Source organism: Bradyrhizobium sp. ORS 278 (assembly GCF_000026145.1).
In the GTDB taxonomy this organism is placed as follows: Bacteria; Pseudomonadota; Alphaproteobacteria; order Rhizobiales; family Xanthobacteraceae; genus Bradyrhizobium.
Window position 1 is genome coordinate 5,767,494 of record NC_009445.1, and the last position, 16,439, is coordinate 5,783,932.

A 16,439-nucleotide genomic window follows, 5' to 3' on the forward strand; every position below is an offset into this window, starting at 1 on the left:
GCATTCGTCGCGCGCGGAACGGCCAGCGAGCCCATAGATTGACGCATGCTTGAACTGGCCCACGCCGGTTCGCGACCAATCATGGGTATCCGACATGGCGACATCAGCGAGTTCATCATCTTCCGGACCGACCCGGACGGAGACCGACAGTTTCGGTCCGATCGAGGTCGCGGCGGACCGCTATTGGGGCGCCCAGACCGAGCGCAGCCGGCAGAACTTCCGCATCGGCCATGACCGCATGCCCCTCGGCGTGGTGCACGCGCTGGCGCTGGTGAAGCTGGCCGCGGCCAAGACCAATCGCGAGCTCGGACTACTCGATCCTGCGATGGCTGACGCCATTGTCCAGGCCGCACAGGAGATCATCGACGGCAAGCTCGACGACCATTTTCCGCTCGTCGTCTGGCAGACCGGCTCCGGCACGCAGACCAACATGAACCTCAACGAGGTGATCGCCAATCGTGCCAGCGAGCTGATGGGCGGCGAGCGCGGGACCAAGAAGCCCGTGCATCCCAACGATCACGTCAACATGAGCCAGTCCTCGAACGACTCCTTCCCCACGGCGATGCATATCGCCGCAGCGCGGGCGATTTCGGGACATCTGGTGCCGGCGCTGTCGGAGCTGCTGGCGGCGCTCCGCGCCAAGCAGGATGCGTTCGCGGACATCGTCAAGATCGGCCGCACCCATACCCAGGACGCCACGCCGCTGACGCTCGGCCAGGAGTTCTCCGGCTATGCCGCGCAGGTCGAGAGCGCAATCACCAGGATCAAGACCGCTGCGCACGATCTGCTGCCGCTCGCCCAGGGCGGCACGGCGGTCGGCACCGGACTCAACGCTCATCCGGATTTCGCGGGCCTGTTCGCCAGACATGTCGCCGACATCACCGGCCTTGCCTTCACCACCGCCGCCAACAAATTCGAGGCGCTCGCGTCCAACGACGCCTATGTGTTCGCGCATGGCGCGATCAATGCGGCCGCCACCGGCCTGTTCAAGATCGCCAATGACATCCGCTTCCTCGGATCGGGCCCGCGCTCGGGGCTCGGCGAATTGATTCTGCCGGAGAACGAGCCGGGATCGTCGATCATGCCGGGCAAGGTGAACCCGACTCAGTGCGAAGCACTGACGATGGTGTGCTGCCAGGTGTTCGGCAATCACACCGCCATCACCATGGCCGGCAGCCAGGGCCATTTCGAGTTGAACGTCTACAAGCCGTTGCTCGCACATTGCATGATGCAGTCCATACAATTACTAGGCGACGCTGCACGTTCGTTCCACGAACATTGCGTGACCGGAATTCAGGCCGACGAAACGCGGATTCGCGAGCTGATGCAGCGCTCTTTGATGCTCGTAACGGCCCTCGCACCGAAAATCGGCTACGACAACGCGGCCAAGGTGGCGAAGACGGCGCACCAGCGCGGCACCACGCTGAAGGAAGAAGCCGTGCGTCTCGGCCTTGTCTCCGAAGATGAATTCGACCGTCTTGTGCAGCCCGAGAAGATGACGAGGCCCGGAAGATCATGACGGTAGTCCCGTAGTACTACGGGGGGTGATGCAATTCTCGCTGTTAACCCCTAAAGGATAGTCTCGACTACAAGTTCTGCTGTGTTTGGTGAATACAAATCCAGCTCGCAACGACGCGATGGCTGTCGAACTATCAGGGAGCGGTGACGTGATTGTCTGCATAACGCCGAGGCTCTGCGCAACGCGCACGCTCTCACAACGATGTTCGATGCCTTAGATGATCGGAGCAAGCATGGGGGACGTCATCAACCTAAAGCGTTTCAGAAAGCGCGTTGAGCGCGATCAGGCAGCAAAGGTCGCCGAAAGCAACCGCGCTCGCTACGGCAGGACGAAGTCCGAACGCGCAACTGACGCACAACGCGACAAGCGCGCGAACGAATTACTCGATCAACATCGTATCAATGGCGAGGACGCGTGATGAAGTCGCCCGTCGTAAAACGTTCAATCGTGGTCGCAGGTCACAAGACCAGCGTCAGCCTCGAAGAGGCCTTCTGGAACGGCATGAAGGAGATTTCGGGTCTCCGGAACATGACCCTGTCCGAACTGGTCGGAGAGATCGACAACAATCGTCAGCAGGGCAACCTGTCCTCGGCGATCCGTCTGTTCGTGCTCGACCACTTCAAGAGCCGCGCCGCGGCCTCGTCGGCCTCCGCCGGCATCGAGCCGAAGGCCTCGGTGGACAGCCGGCACTCGGCATCCGCTGCCGCTCCTTGAGGCAGATCAGAGGGCGGCCGGCCCGGTCTGTTTAAAATCGCTCTAAGAAGACGCGGCATTTCGCATGCCGCGCTTGACCTCTTGGCACGCGATTGAAAATACAGGCTATGAGCGAAATCTGCGACACACGGCCGCCCCTGCCGCTCGGTCTGGCCCGGCGTGGCTATACCGGAACGATCCAGCACCTTGCTGCGGAAGGGACGGCCTCGTCCCTTCCGGACGTCGAGCTGGAAAGCCGGCTCATCGAGCTCGGCTTCGTCGAGGGCGCCCGGGTCGAGATTCTGCATGAAGGGATCGTCGGGCGGGATCCGATCGCCGTCCGGGTCGACAACATCACCGTCGCGGTCCGCCGGCGCGAGGCCATGGCCGTCATCGTGGCGTAGGCCGCGCGGGAAGCGTCGACCATGGATAGCCCTCTGCTGCATCTGGCCCTGGTGGGGACACCCAACAGCGGCAAGACATCCCTATTCAACGCCCTGACGGGCAGTCGTCAGAAGGTCGCGAACTATCCTGGCGTCACCGTCGAGCGCAAAGAGGGCGCGTTCGTGACGCCGCAGGGGCGCCAGGTCTCGCTGGTCGACCTCCCCGGCACCTATTCGCTGCGCGGCCGCAGCCCGGACGAGGAAATCACCCGCGATTTCGTCCTGGGACGGGCCACCGGCGAGGTTCTGCCGGACCTCGTATTGTGTGTTGCCGATTCCACCAACCTCCGGTTGACGATCCGCCTCTTGCTCGAGCTCAAGAGCACCGGACGACCGCTGGCGCTGGTTCTCAACATGTTCGACATCGCCAAGCGCCGCGGCGTGACGGTCGATGTCGCCGCCCTGTCGCAGGCGCTCGGCGTGCCCGTGGTGACCTCGATCGCCGTCCGCAAGGGCGGGACCGACGACCTGCTGCAGCTGACCGATCGGCTGCTGTCCGAGGCAACTGCGGCAAGCGGCGATCGCGCCAATACCTGGCGGCCGCTGACCGTGCCGGAGCTGCGCGCCACCCAGCGCGAGGCCGACCGCATCATCGCATCGACCGTCAGCCTGCCGGAGCGGCCCGACACCTGGACGGCACGGATCGATTCCGTCGCTTTGCATCCGGTCGGCGGCCTGGTCATCCTGCTGGCCATTCTGTTCATCATGTTCCAGGGCGTGTTCGCCTGGGCGCAGCCCTTGATGCAGCTGCTGTCGGCGGCCTTCGACGCGCTCGGACAGCTGGTTCATGACCAGCTGCCTGAAGGCCTGCTGCAGAGCTTCCTGCAGAACGGCGTGATCTCCGGCGTCGGCAGCGTGATCGTCTTCCTGCCGCAGATCATCATCATCTTCCTGTTTATCCTGTTGCTCGAAGATTTCGGCTACATGGCGCGCGCGGCGTTCCTGATGGACCGCATCATGGGCGGCGCCGGCCTGCACGGCCGCGCCTTCATCCCGCTGCTGTCGAGCTTCGCCTGCGCCATTCCCGGCATCATGGCGACGCGCGTGATCGACAACCGCCGCGACCGCCTGACCACGATCCTGATCGCGCCGCTGATGACCTGCTCGGCACGCATCCCGGTCTATACGCTGATCATCTCGGCCTTCATCCCGCCGACCAAGGTCTGGGGCCTGATCAATCTGCAGGGCCTCGTGATGTTCGGGCTCTATGCGGCCGGGATCGTCAGCGCGCTGCTGGTGTCGTTCCTGGTCAAGTTCTTCCTGATGCGCGACTACCAGCCGGCGCCGTTCATGCTCGAGCTGCCCGACTACAAGATGCCGCGGCTGCGCAGCATCGCGATCGGCGTCTACACCCGCGCCAAGATGTTCCTGCAGCGCGCCGGCACCACGATCTTCGCGATGATGGTGCTGATCTGGTTCCTGGCCTCGTTCCCGCAGCCGCCTGCCGCCGCCACCGAGCCGGCGATCAATTACAGCCTGGCCGCGATGATCGGCCAGGCCATTGCGCCGCTGCTCCATCCGGTCGGCTTCAACTGGCAGATCGCGGTGGCGCTGGTGCCGGGCATGGCGGCCCGCGAGGTCGCTGTGGCGGCGCTCGGCACGGTCTACGCGATCGAGGGCGGCAAGGAGGCGGCTGAGCAGATCGGCCAGGTGCTGGCCACCAAATGGAGCCTCGCGACCGCGCTGGCGCTGCTCGCCTGGTACATCTTCGCGCCGCAATGCGCTTCCACGCTCGCTGTCATCCGCCGCGAGACCGGCAGCTGGCGCTGGATGGCAGTGACCTTCTTCTACATGTTCGCGCTGGCCTATGCGGCGGCATTCGCGACCTACCACATCGCGGTGGCGATGGGCGCGGGCTGAGCCCACGCCCATCGGCCTCATCGCGCGATATGCAGCGCGAAGCCGTGGGCGTCGGAATCGCCAAGCCCGGGACGCAGCTGCATCGACGGGATCAGATAGTCGCCGTGGTTCTGTCGCCGGTACGCAATGGGCTGATCTGTGAACAGCGTCCGCATGCGCGCACGCAGCCGTTCGGCAAGGTCAGCAAATCCGGCAGCATCGATCCGGCTCGCCCTGTGCGCCACGAAGGCCGGAAGCACGTCGAAGCCGGGATAGAACAGGACGCCGTGGTTGATCGGAAACAGCACGTCGTCGATCGGCCCGTTGATGCCGCGGTCGGAATAGTGCTCGGCCCAGCCGCCGGTGGTCACGACCAGCATCGCACGCTTGCCGGCGAACACGCCTTCCCCGTACCGATTGCCCCAGCGCTTGTCGCTGTGCTCGCCGACGCCATAGGTGAATCCGTAGGAATAGACCCGGTCGACCCACCCCTTCAGGATTGCCGGCATCGTGAACCACCACAGCGGAAATTGCAGGATGACCGCGTCGGCCCAGAGCAGCTTGTCCTGCTCGGCCCTGACGTCCTGGGTCAAGGTGCCATTCTTGAAGGCCTCGCCGGAGGCTGCGGCGACATTCAGAGGCGCATCCGGCGCCAGGAGCGGGAAGTCGGCGCGGTCGGCCGCCGATTTCCAGCCCATCACATAGAGATCTGAGATCCGGACCTCGTGGCCCTGCGCCTTCAGCTCGGCGACGGCAACGTCGCGCAAGGCGCCATTCAACGAGCGGGGTTCGGGGTGAGCGAAAACGATCAGGACGTTCATGGCTTGGATCCTTTGCTGGAAACAGCCGGAACATAGACGCGCACCGATTTATCCGCTACATGACGTATATTGATAATACTATGCTGTATTATGGATAAATTGGACATTAGCCTCGTCAACATGCGCAGCTTCGTTCGGGTGGCCGAACGCGGCAGCCTGTCAGCGGTGGCGCGTGAGCTCGGAGTCGGCCAATCCACCATCTCGCGCCATCTGCAGGAGCTGGAGGAGGCGATCGGCGTCCCGCTGCTCAGCCGCACCACCCGCCGCGTGACCCTGACCGACGAAGGCAGCCGGTATTACGCGAACTGCGTCCAGATCCTCCGCCTGGTCGAACAGGCCGGTGACGAGGCGCGCGGCGCGCGTGGCGCCGCCAGCGGCACGATCCGGATCTCCTGTACGGCGGCCTTCGGCATCCTGCACATTACACGGCTCGTCTTCGCCTTCCAGGATCGCTACCCGGACATTGCGATCGATCTCAATCTCACCGACGAGCGCATCGACCTTGTGCGCGAGGGTGTCGACATCGCGCTGCGCCTGGCTCCGCTCACCGACAGCTCGCTCAAGCTGCGGTCGCTCGGCTACTCGCACCGGCTGCTGGTCGCTTCGCCCGACTACCTGGCGAAGCGCGGCACGCCGCGCACGCCGCAGGAGCTGATCGGCCACGACGGCATCCGCATGACCAATGTCGCCGGCAGCGACGTCCTCGTCGTCATCGGACCCGGCGGCGAGCGCCACGAGGTGCCGTTCAGGGGCTGCTTCCGCACCAATCATGGACTGGGTGTTCGCGAAGCCGTGCTGGCCGGGCGCGGCATCGGCGGCAGCCACGCATGGCTCGTCCACGACCTGATCGCGGCCGGCAGGCTTACGGTAATCCTGCCCGACCACCGTCTGCCGTCGACTCCCCTCAACATGCTGATCGTGCCGGAGCGCGCCGGCATCGCGCGCGTGCGGCTGCTGATCGACTATCTCGCCGAGGAGATCGTCCGGCTGCCGGGCATCCGCCCGGAGCCATGATCCAAAGGCGACCGTTCAGAAGCCCTTGAAGGGTGAGCCGAGCTGGTCGAACAGCCGGATGCGATCGAGCTGCGGCACAGGTCCGACGCCCACCTTGTCGCCGAGGAACATCGTCGTCTCGGCCTTTGCATCGCTGCGCGGCCAGCTGGAGAGGCCGGGCGCGTTCGGGCTACCGGCATAGGCATAGGCCACCCAGTAGGACTGCAGGGTGTTCGAGATCAGGCGGTCGGCGTCTGTCCAATCGCGGCTGAGCACATCGAGCGTGCCGAAGATGTAGGGATATTCGGAGCTGTGGAAGGTCCCGAGCCCCTCGGCGGTGTCGATCTCGTCATAGCTGACGCCCGCCTTGAGCGGCTGCTTGTGGTTGAAATGATAGAGGTAGGTCGGAAAGCCGTTCTTGGCGTGAAGCTGCGCAACGGCCCACGGGCCCCAGGCAAACAACGCATCGCGCACGATCGCCTTGTTGGCGTTCCTCGCTTCGTCGTCGGTGCTGGCAGGATACGATCGCAGCAACTGGTCGGCGATCTCGGGATATTTGCGGCGGACCCAGTCCTGATAGGCGGGCAGCGTCTTCGCATGCGGGAAGGTCGTGCCCTCGTCGCTGTTCCAGCCGGTCAGCAGCGGCACCGGAGCCTCCTTGCCCTCAGCGAACACCGCGTAGGGATTGGCCGGCAGCGCGTAGCCGTCGACGATCGGGCTCATTCCGAGCTTGGTCTCGAGCAGCTGAGCGGCGGACAGCGCGCGCAATTTCGGCAGTGTGGGCGCGCCGGTCTTGTCAGCAAGCGCGACGCCGGCCTTCTCACCATCGACGAGGCTCGCCATTGTCTTGTTGGCGACGCCGAAGCTCTCGGCAATACCGCGGGCGAACAGTCCGCGCGCCAAAGGTGACGTGTAGAGGTAGCTGACCGCGGCCGCACCCGCGGATTGACCGAAGATCGTGACGTTGTCGGGATCGCCGCCGAACGTCGCGGCGTTGCGCTTGACCCAGTTCAGTCCCGCGACCAGATCAAGCAGACCGTAATTGCCCGAGGCACGCTGCGGCGACTCGGCCGTCAGCTCGGGATGCGCCATGAAGCCGAAGATGCCGACGCGATAGTTGACCGACACGACCACGACGCCGCGCCCCGCGAGCGCTGCGCCATCGAACACCGGATTGGCGGCCGAGCCCTGCTGGAAGCCGCCGCCATAGATCCACACCATCACCGGCAGCTTGCCATCCTTGACGTCGGACGGCGCCCAGACGTTGAGGAACAGGCAGTCCTCGCTGCTCGGCTGCTCGCCGGCATATTCGAAATACACCGAGGTCTTCGAGCGGCCGGGCTGCATGCATTGCGCGCCGTAGGCCGTGGCGGCGCGCGGCGTCTGCCATGCGGCGACCGGCTGCGGCGGCTTCCAGCGGAGATCACCGACGGGCGGCGCGGCAAAGGGAATGCCAAGGAAGGCCCGCACCGACGTGTTGCGCTGAAACTTGCCGCTGATCGGACCGGCGTCGATCGTGACGTCCACGCCGGCAGCTTCAGCCGAAGCCGTCCATGCGCCCATCAGCATGGCCATGCAGGCCAGCCGCCAATTCATCCGCGTCATGTTTTCTCCCGATGTTTTCTTGTTTTATCACTGAGCCCAGGGGCTTCTAAAGCCGCGGCATCGTATCCGGCCGGACCTCGCGTGCTTGCGCCGCGAGCCGGATCGCGGCATTGGGGGCGCCAAAACCCTGGTAGTTGCGGCGCTGGACGATCTCGAAGAAGAAGCGCTCCTCGAAGATGTGGGTGTAGACCTGGAAGAACTCGGCGTCGCCGTCGCGGTCGTAGAGGATCTCGTTGCCGCGGAGCGCGGCGATCGTCTCGGGCGCCAGATCGTATTTGGCTTCGAGATCGTCGTAGTAATTGTCGGGGATGTCGAGAAAGCCCGCCCCACGGGCGCGCATCTCGGCCACCGCTGCAAAGATGTCATCGCAGGAGAAGGCGATGTGCTGCACGCCGGAGCCGAAAAACTCCGAGATGAAGCGTGACGACAGCGTGCGCGTCGCCGTGGAGCCGTTGAGGATGAAGCGCAGGCTGCGATCGCCGTTGACGATCGCCTGGCTCTGCACGAGACCGCGTGGGTCGGCGATCTCCATCTGCGGCAGGCGCGAGAAGTCGATGATCCCGGCATAGAACAGCAGCCAGGACAGCATTTCCTCGTGCGGCATCGATTGCGCGATGTGATCGACGGCGAGGAGGCGATCGGCTGCCTTGTCGCTCGGGACAGCCTCGAAGTCGACGTCCCAATGGCGACCGTGGGTGTCGAGGAAATACAGCAGGCTGCCGCCGACGCCGTGGATCGCGGGAATCTCCAGTTCGCCCGGACCGACCGGCTGCGTGAACGTGCGTGTCTTCAAGGATTGCGCCCGGGCCATCGCGCGGTCGGCGCTGTCGACGTCCAACGCCAGCGCGCAGACACCGGGACCGTGCGTGACGTAATGCGAATGCGCGAAGCTCGCCGGCTCACAATTGATCACCAGCTCGATCGCGCCTTGCGACCAGCGCTGCACCGCCTTGCTACGATGCCGCCCGGTGTTGCGGAAGCCGAGTTGGCTGAACAACGTCGCAAGCGATTCCGCTTTGTCCTCGCTGACGGCGAATTCGACGAAGCCGATGCCGTGGCTTCTCACGCGCGGCTCGAAGCGTGCGGCGGACGATGCCGGAATCTTCCCGGCAAGATCGTCCTGCAGCAGCAGCAGCGAGCGCATGCCATCGAGCGCGGTGCGCGGTGCCGAGCCGGCGCGGAACTGGTCGTTGAAGATCTCCAGCGACAGCGGCCCGGAATAGCCGGTCGCGGCGACCGCCTCCATGAAGTCGCCCACGGGCAGGTCGCCCTGCCCCGGGAAGCTGCGGAAATGCCGGCTCCAGGACAGCACGTCCAGCTCGAGCTTGGGCGCGTCGGCCAACTGCACCAGGAAGATCTTGTCGGCGGGAATGGCGCGGATCGCATTGGTCGGCAGCGACGGGGCCAGCGCATGGAAGCTGTCGAGGATGACGCCGATCGCCTTGTGATCGGCGCGGCGCACGATCTCCCACGCATCGCGATAGTCGTGGACGTGGCGGCCCCAGGCCAGCGCCTCGTAGCCGACGCGCAGGCCGCGCTTGGCGGCGCGCTCGCCGAGCTCATGGAAATCTGCGGCGGCGCGATCGATGCCGCCGAGCGACAGCGGCGAAACGTTGCTGCAGATCAGCAGCAGATCGGTGCCGAGCTCCTGCATCAGGTCGAACTTGCGCTCGGCGCGGATAAAGTTGCGGGCGCGCTGCGGCTCCGGCATGCCCTCGAAATCGCGGAACGGCTGATAGGCGCAGATCGCGAGCCCGAGGTCGCGGCACATCTGCCCGATCTCCCGCGGCCGCATCCCGAACGCGACGAGATCGTTTTCGAAGATCTCGACCAGTTCGAAGCCGGCCGCGGCGATCGCCTTGAGCTTCTCGTCGAGGGCACCTGAGATGGAGACCGTTGCGATCGAGCGCTGGTTCATGCCGCCGTCTCCTCCATCGCGCCGCCCAGGAACAGCTGTCCGATGCGCGGATCGGCCAGCACGCGATCAGCCTTGTCGACGATCCGGGTGCGGCCGAGCTCCAGGACGATGCCGTAGTCGGAGATCTCCAAAGCCGAGCGCGCGTTCTGCTCGATCAGCAGCACCGACACGCCCTTGTCGCGCAGCTGCTTCAGCATGTCGAAGGTCTGCTGCACCATCAGCGGCGACAGCCCGATCGAAGGCTCGTCGATCAGCACGAGCTGCGGCTCCAGCAAGAGACCGCGCGCGATCTCGAGCTGCTTCTGCTCGCCGCCCGACAGTGTCGAGGCCTGCCGATCCGCCTTCTTGCGCAGCACCGGAAACACGTCGAGCGCCGCCTCGACCCGAGCCGGCAGATCGATGTTGGCCGGCGCGGCCACGCCGCCGAGCTCGATGTTGTGGCGCACCGACAGCTCGCCGAAGATGTTGCGGCCCTGCGGAATGTAGCAGATGCCGGCGCCGAGCAGCGCGCGCTGGCTGAGGCCCGTGACATCACGGCCCTTGAATACGACCTTGCCTTCGCGGAGCTTGAGAAGCCCGAAGATCGCCTTGAACACGGTCGACTTGCCGGCGCCGTTCGGACCGATGACGGTGGTGATCGATCCCTTCGGCACCGAAAAGGTCGTGCCGTTCAGGATCGTCATCTTGCCGTAGCCGCCGACCAGGTTCTGGACATCGAGAATGGGTTCGCTCACGGCCGCCTCCGTCAGTGTCCGAGATAGGCTTCGACCACGGCCGGATTGGCCCTGATCTCGTCCGGCTTGCCGATCGCCAAGACCTTGCCTTCCGCCATGACCATGACGCGCGAGCACAGCGACATCACGAACTCCATGTTGTGCTCGATCACGACGAAGGTGGCGCGACGCTCGCGGTTGATCGCGATCAGCCGCTCCTTGAGGTCGCCCAGCATGGTCGGATTGACGCCGCCTGCGGGCTCGTCGAGCAGCACCAGCCGCGGGCCGCCCATGAACGCCATGGCGGCATCCAGCAGCTTCTGCTGGCCGTAGGACAGGCCGCCGGCCGGCTCGTTGGCGAGATGCTCCAGCTTGAAGAAGCCGATCATCTGATCGGCGGTTTCGGTGAGGCCCGCATCGGACGGACCGAACAGGCGCGACAGCATGCTGCCGCGATGCTCCTGTCCGGCGAGGATCAGATTGTCGCGCACCGAGAGTTTCGGAAATACCTGCAGCAGCTGGAAGGTGCGGCTGACGCCGAGCCGGTTGAGCTCCGCCGGCCGCTGTCCGGTGACGAGCTTGCCATCGACCCGCACTTCACCCGCACTCGGTACGAGCTGGCCGAGGATGCAGTTGAACAAGGTCGACTTGCCGCAGCCGTTGGGCCCGATCAGGCCGAGGATCTCGCCCTCCTGCACGTCGAAGCTGACGCCGTCGACGGCGGTGATGCCGCCGAAGCTCTTCTTGACGTCGCGGACATCGAGCACTGCGGTCATTGCGCGGTCTCCAGCTTGGATTGCGCCGCTGCGCGCAACGCGGACGCCGCCTGTGTCCGGCGTGAGCTGAGATAACGATCGAGGATGCCGAGAATGCCGGTCGGCGAGTAGATCAGCAGCGCGATGACCGCGATCGCATAGAGCATCAGATAGTAACCCTCGGCCACGCGCAGCCATTCCGGCAGCAGCACCGCGATCATCGCCCCGAGGAATGGTCCGAGCATGAAGCCGGCCCCGCCGACGATCACCATCATCAAGAGATCGAGCGAGAGCTGCAGGTTGAACGGGACGGGATCGACATATTGCGTGAGCGGCGCATAGAGCACGCCGGCGATGCCGCCGAGCACAGAGCCGATCGCGAAGGCCATCAAGGTGTAGCGGCGGGTGTCGATGCCGAGCGACTGCGCGCGGATTGGATTCTCGCGCAGCGCCATGAAGGCGCGGCCCCAGGGCGAGCGGATCAGCCACCACATCGCAAGCGTCACCAGCGCGAGCGAGCCGAGGCAGAGGTAGTAGAACGGCAGTGGCTTGCGGGTCGGAAAGCCAAAGACCTCGGGACGCGGGATGTTGCTGATGCCATAGATGCCGTTGGTCAGCCAGGTCTCGTTGCGGAACACCAGGAACATCAGGGTCGAGAACGCTAGCGTCACGAAAGCGAGATAGTGATGCTGCACGCGCAGCGCCGGATAACCGAGCAGCCAGCCGACGATGAAGCAGATCACGATGACGAGCCCGAGGGCCGCGATCAGCGGCCAGCCGTGGGTGGTCAGGATGGCGGCGCCATACGCACCCATGCCGACGAAGGCGCCCTGCGCCAGCGACACCTGGCCGGCATAGCCGAGCGTCAAATTGAGCCCCATCGCGGCGATGGTCATGACAGCCCATTGGCTCAAGATGTACAGGCCATAGCGGTTGAAGTTCATCGGGATGATGATCAGGCCGGCAATGACGACGACCGCCAGCGCGGCGAGGAGCAGTCTGCTATGCTTGCTCATACCGTGCGCTCCTCGGCCCGACCGAGCAGGCCCTGCGGCCGGAACAGGATGACCAGGATCAGCAGAACCATCGGAACGGCGGCGCGATACTGCGTGGAGACATAGGCGGCGGCGAGGTTGTCGACGACGCCGATCAGCAGACCGCCGGCGATGGCGCCGCGCACCTGGTTGAAGCCGCCGACGATCGCAGCGATGAAGGCTGCCTGCCCGAGCACCTCGCCGCTGGAGAATTTTGCCAGATAGATCGGCGTGATCAGCAGCGAGGCCAGCGCGACCAGCACGGCGTTGATCAGGAAGGTCAGCAGGATCATGCGCTCGACGGGCACGCCGATGATGCGCGCCACCGTCGGGTTCTGCGCCGCCGCCTGCATCTGGTGGCCGAGCGAGGTGCGGTTCAACAGCATGGTCAGCCCGACGACGGCCAGGATCGCAACCGCGAGCACGCCGAGGCTCTGCAGCGAAATGGTCCGACCGAGGATCGACACATCGCCGACCGGAACGATCGACGGGAACGGCGACGCCTCGGCGCTGAAGAACTGCTTCACCGCCTCCTTGATGCCGATCGCCAGCGCCATGGTGGCGATCGCCAGCGGCAGCACGCCGTGCCGCAACATCGGATCGACCAGCAGCAGCTTGAAGGCGAGACCGAGCAGCAGCGCCGACAGCAGCACGCCGACGAGCACTGCGAGCCAGAACGGCGCACCAAGATGCATGACGGCAAGCATCAGGAAGGCCGGCAGCATCACGAACTCGCCCTGGGCGAAGTTGATGGTCTGCGAGGTCTGCCACAGCAGCGTGAAGCCGACGGCAACGAGCGCATAGATGGCGCCGGTGGCGAGCCCCGCCACGATCAGGTCGAGCAGATTGGACATCGTTTCCCCGTGAGCCCTTGGGTGACGGCGACGCTGGACAGTCCCCCTCCAGCGCCGCAGATCGACCGGTCTCGTTAGTTCAGCTTTGGCAGCACCTGCTTGACGACCTGCTTGCCTTCGACGACCTCGACCAGGAAGCCCTGGCGATCGATGTCGCCGTTCTGGTCGAAGGTGACATCCATCAGGATGTTCGGCTCGGCCGAGGTCTTGATGGTGAAGCCGTGCAATGCATCGGCAAAGCCCTTGGAATCGACCTTGCCCATTTTCTCGGTCGTGGCCTTGACCATGTAGATGGCGAGGTAGCCCTTCAGGCCGTTATGGTCGGGCACGTAGTTGTACTTCTTCACGAAGCGGTCGCGGAACGCCTTGATAGCCTCGACCGGCGCATCGGTCGTGAGGCCGACGTGGCCGCGGGCGCCGTTGGCGGCATCGCCGGCGAGTTCGATCACCTTCTGGCCGACCAGCGTGGTCTCGCCGATCAGCGGCGCGGTCACGCCCTGGCGCTTGATCTCTTTCAGGATGCGCGCGCTCTCTTCCTCGTTGACGTAGATGAAGACGGCATCAGGTGCCGCCGCCTTGATCTTGCTGACGTCGGCGGCGAAGTCCGCCTGGCCCGCTTCGGTCGAGAGGTCCGCGGCGACCTTGATGCCGAGACGGTTGAACTCCTTGGTGATGACGTCGCGCCCGCCGCGGCCGAAATCGTTGTTGACCCAGACCACCGCGACCGACTTCGCCTTCAGCTCATCGTTGATGTACTTGGCGACCTTCGGCATCGAGGACTGCTGGCCGAACGAAGTGCGGAACAGGAACTTGTTGCCGGCCTGCGTCAGCTCGGCCGCCTCGCCGCCCATGATCTGGGTGATGCCGGCTTCAGCGGCCAGCGGCGCGGTCACCTTCACCGAGCCGGAATAGCCCGGCCCGAGCAGCACGTAGGGCTCGCTGTCGAGCGCTTTCTGCACCTGCGCGCGGGCGACGCCGGGGTTCGACTGCGAGTCGGCGTGGCTGACCTCGATCTTGCGGCCGAGGATGCCGCCCTTGGCGTTGATTTCCTCGACGGCGAGGTCGATGCCGTTCTTCCAGTTGGTACCGACGGTCGCGCCGCCGCCGGAAAGCTCGGCGACGTTTGCGATCTTGATGGGGGCGCCGGATTGCGCGTAGGCGGCTCCTGACAGCAGTACGGCGGAGCACAGTCCGGCCAGGATGATCGATCTCACGTTGTTTCCTCCTCTGCTCTAAACGCTTGTTTGCGTTTCTTGCTTGAACGATGTGTTCCGCCGCGTATTGGCGGTCGGCTCAGGCGGCGTCAACCGCCTGATATCTCTCCGCCATGTGATTGTCGAACGCCGCGCCCATCGCTTCGGTCGACGGCGCAAGTCCGGTGAACAGCTCGAAAGCATCGGCAGCCTGATAGATCGCGAGCTCGCGCCCGAGCAGGACTTGAGCCCCTCTGGCCTTCGCCGCCTTCAGCAGCGGCGTCCAAAGCGGCGAGTAGACGGCGTCAGCGACCCAGAGATCGTCGCGCAGCAGATGATCCGCAACCGGCGTGCCGCGGTTCGGCAGCATGCCAATTGGTGTTCCATTGACGACGCCGACTGCGCCCTGGAGCGCGCTTTCGACGCTGTCGACCACATTAACCGTTGTGCCGGCCCTCACCAGCTTCGCGAGCTTCTCGGCACGCGCCCGCTCGATGTCATAGATGCGCAGCCCAGCGACTTCGAGGTTCGCAAGTGCGAAGGCGATCGCCTTGCCAACTCCGCCAGCCCCGATCAGCGCCACCACGCCGCGGCCGCTCTGGCCGACGAGCGGCGCCACCGCGCGTTCGAACCCGGTCGTATCGGTGTTGTGGCCGATCAGCCGGCCGTCGCGCACGACGACGGTATTGACCGCGCCCATCGCCGCCGCCTTCGGCGCGAGCTCGTCGAGCAGTTCGACGACGGCTTCCTTGTAGGGATAGGTCACATTGACGCCGGCGAAGCCCAGCCGACGCACGCCTTCGAGCAGCATCGACAGGCCCGCGCGGTCGGCGCCGGCGACCTCGATCAGCTGGTAGTGGCAGCGCAGACCGAGCGCAGCCGCAGCATGCTCGTGCATGGCTGGAGAGGCCGAATGCGCGATCGGGGCACCGATCAAGCCGGTCAGGAATTTGCGGGCTTTGAGCGCGGAAAGGTCAGGCACGTTCGCTTCAGTCTCTGCTGCCGCCTCGCGCGATCGCCGCACGAGCGATGGATGTCGGCGGGGACGATAGCGCGTCCCACGCCTAACACAATTACCCAAATATCCGCCGAACCTAACATCATGTTATCTTTTGCCACTGGTTGCTTTCGCGGGTCTCGGGCTCTGACGCCGGCCCGGCTCGAGCGGGCGCATCTCCGTCCGCAGGCACTCGATGAAGTGTTCGGCATAGAGAGACAGCGGAGTGCCGCGCTTGACCGCGATGTAGGTGTCGAACCGCGTCGGCTCCGCGATCTTGATCAGCTCGATGCCGGGATAGCCGCCGTGTGCGACGGTGAACTGGTCGATGACGGCGATGCCGAGCCCGGCTTTCACGAGCGCGCACACGGTGGTGCCGAAGCGCGCCTTGATCGAAATGTTGTAGCTCAGTTTGTTGCGCGAAAAGATCTCCGCCATGATGCGGCCGTAAGGGTCATTCGGGTCGATGCCGATCAGCGGATAGCGCGTCATCTCTGCCGCCGAGACCTGCTTGCGTCCCGCCAGTTCATGGCCAGGCGGCACGATGCAGTACAATTCGCCCGAGGCGAGCGGCATGAATTCGAGACCGGAATGATCGAGCCGATAGCTCATCGCCACGCACTCGCCCTTGCCCAGCATCAGATAGTCGATCGCCTCCTCGATCTTGAGAATGTTGATGTCGATGCCGAGATCGGGATAGCGGCGGCGGACGCGCTCGATCGCGCGCGGCACCATCACCTGGGAGATGCTCGGCACCGAGCCGACGCGCAGCTCTGACAGCGCGCCGCGGCCGATGTTGGAGATGATGTAGCTGAGATCGTCGACCTTCTCGTAGACGCTGTTGATCTGCTCGAAGATGTTCTGTGCTTCGGGCGTCGGGAAGTAGCGGCCGTTCTGGCGCTGGAAGAAGCGGATGCCGAGCGAGCGCTCGGTGTATTTCACCAGGCGGCTCACGCCGGGTGCCGAGACCTTCAAGAGCCGCGCGGCGCCGTTGATGGTGCCGGTCACCATGACCGCGCGAATGACCTCGACCTGTCGCAGCGTCATCATCGGCGCGGCCCC

The 16,439-nt window shown here is 65.0% G+C and carries 16 protein-coding genes; 6 read left to right on the forward strand and 10 right to left on the reverse strand.

Annotation, left to right across the window (positions count from 1 at the left end):
- Positions 1 to 94 precede the first annotated feature (94 nt).
- The 5 genes from fumC (at position 95) to feoB (ending at position 4,515) form a co-directional block, all read left to right on the forward strand.
- Positions 95 to 1,519 carry a class II fumarate hydratase gene (fumC, locus tag BRADO_RS25965; protein ID WP_012029166.1) on the forward strand — a complete coding sequence of 475 codons (1,425 nt, stop codon included), beginning with the start codon at positions 95 to 97 and terminating at the stop codon, positions 1,517 to 1,519.
- A gap of 232 nt (positions 1,520 to 1,751) precedes the next feature.
- The gene (locus tag BRADO_RS25970) at positions 1,752 to 1,937 is read left to right on the forward strand and encodes a DUF4169 family protein (RefSeq protein ID WP_009029404.1); all 186 of its coding nucleotides are present in this window, start codon (positions 1,752 to 1,754) and stop codon (positions 1,935 to 1,937) included.
- Positions 1,937 to 2,233: a ribbon-helix-helix domain-containing protein gene (locus BRADO_RS25975; protein WP_012029167.1), complete on the forward strand. Its 297-nt coding sequence runs from the start codon at positions 1,937 to 1,939 to the stop codon at positions 2,231 to 2,233. Before BRADO_RS25970 ends, BRADO_RS25975 begins: the two co-directional genes overlap by 1 nt.
- Before the next feature lie 107 nt (positions 2,234 to 2,340).
- The gene (locus BRADO_RS25980) at positions 2,341 to 2,616 is read left to right on the forward strand and encodes a FeoA domain-containing protein (RefSeq protein ID WP_012029168.1); all 276 of its coding nucleotides are present in this window, start codon (positions 2,341 to 2,343) and stop codon (positions 2,614 to 2,616) included.
- A 21-nt stretch (positions 2,617 to 2,637) separates the two neighbouring features.
- Positions 2,638 to 4,515, forward strand: coding sequence for a ferrous iron transport protein B (feoB, locus tag BRADO_RS25985; protein ID WP_012029169.1), 1,878 nt, complete (start codon positions 2,638 to 2,640; stop codon positions 4,513 to 4,515).
- 17 nt (positions 4,516 to 4,532) lie between these two features.
- Here feoB and BRADO_RS25990 read toward each other — a convergent pair whose 3' ends face one another.
- Positions 4,533 to 5,315, reverse strand: a complete 783-nt coding sequence (locus BRADO_RS25990; protein WP_012029170.1) for an NAD(P)H-dependent oxidoreductase — start codon at positions 5,313 to 5,315, stop codon at positions 4,533 to 4,535.
- Positions 5,316 to 5,405: 90 nt separating this feature from the next.
- Here BRADO_RS25990 and BRADO_RS25995 point away from each other — a divergent pair, with 90 nt between their 5' ends.
- Complete coding sequence (locus tag BRADO_RS25995; protein WP_012029171.1) at positions 5,406 to 6,329, forward strand: LysR family transcriptional regulator; 924 nt, start codon at positions 5,406 to 5,408, stop codon at positions 6,327 to 6,329.
- 15 nt (positions 6,330 to 6,344) lie between these two features.
- On the opposite strand, the gene BRADO_RS26000 is transcribed toward BRADO_RS25995, so the two are convergent.
- The 9 genes from BRADO_RS26000 to BRADO_RS26040 all read right to left on the reverse strand — a co-directional run bounded on the left by BRADO_RS26000 (position 6,345) and on the right by BRADO_RS26040 (position 16,427).
- Positions 6,345 to 7,913: a carboxylesterase/lipase family protein gene (locus BRADO_RS26000; protein ID WP_012029172.1), complete on the reverse strand. Its 1,569-nt coding sequence runs from the start codon at positions 7,911 to 7,913 to the stop codon at positions 6,345 to 6,347.
- 46 nt (positions 7,914 to 7,959) lie between these two features.
- Positions 7,960 to 9,831 (reverse strand): bifunctional sugar phosphate isomerase/epimerase/4-hydroxyphenylpyruvate dioxygenase family protein, encoded by a 1,872-nt coding sequence (locus BRADO_RS26005; protein ID WP_012029173.1) that lies wholly within the window; start codon positions 9,829 to 9,831, stop codon positions 7,960 to 7,962.
- Positions 9,828 to 10,565 (reverse strand): ABC transporter ATP-binding protein, encoded by a 738-nt coding sequence (locus BRADO_RS26010; protein ID WP_012029174.1) that lies wholly within the window; start codon positions 10,563 to 10,565, stop codon positions 9,828 to 9,830. The genes BRADO_RS26005 and BRADO_RS26010 overlap by 4 nt, the downstream gene beginning before the upstream one ends.
- Before the next feature lie 11 nt (positions 10,566 to 10,576).
- On the reverse strand, positions 10,577 to 11,320 hold the full coding sequence (locus tag BRADO_RS26015) for an ABC transporter ATP-binding protein (protein ID WP_012029175.1): 744 nt from the start codon (positions 11,318 to 11,320) through the stop codon (positions 10,577 to 10,579).
- Positions 11,317 to 12,315: a branched-chain amino acid ABC transporter permease gene (locus BRADO_RS26020; RefSeq protein ID WP_012029176.1), complete on the reverse strand. Its 999-nt coding sequence runs from the start codon at positions 12,313 to 12,315 to the stop codon at positions 11,317 to 11,319. Before BRADO_RS26020 ends, BRADO_RS26015 begins: the two co-directional genes overlap by 4 nt.
- Positions 12,312 to 13,187 (reverse strand): branched-chain amino acid ABC transporter permease, encoded by an 876-nt coding sequence (locus BRADO_RS26025; protein WP_012029177.1) that lies wholly within the window; start codon positions 13,185 to 13,187, stop codon positions 12,312 to 12,314. The genes BRADO_RS26020 and BRADO_RS26025 overlap by 4 nt, the downstream gene beginning before the upstream one ends.
- A gap of 74 nt (positions 13,188 to 13,261) precedes the next feature.
- A complete protein-coding gene (locus BRADO_RS26030) occupies positions 13,262 to 14,401 on the reverse strand; it encodes an ABC transporter substrate-binding protein (protein WP_012029178.1) in 1,140 nt (379 codons plus the stop codon).
- A 79-nt stretch (positions 14,402 to 14,480) separates the two neighbouring features.
- A complete protein-coding gene (locus BRADO_RS26035) occupies positions 14,481 to 15,362 on the reverse strand; it encodes a shikimate dehydrogenase (RefSeq protein ID WP_012029179.1) in 882 nt (293 codons plus the stop codon).
- Positions 15,363 to 15,485: 123 nt separating this feature from the next.
- The gene (locus BRADO_RS26040) at positions 15,486 to 16,427 is read right to left on the reverse strand and encodes a LysR family transcriptional regulator (RefSeq protein WP_012029180.1); all 942 of its coding nucleotides are present in this window, start codon (positions 16,425 to 16,427) and stop codon (positions 15,486 to 15,488) included.
- Positions 16,428 to 16,439: the final 12 nt, after the last annotated feature.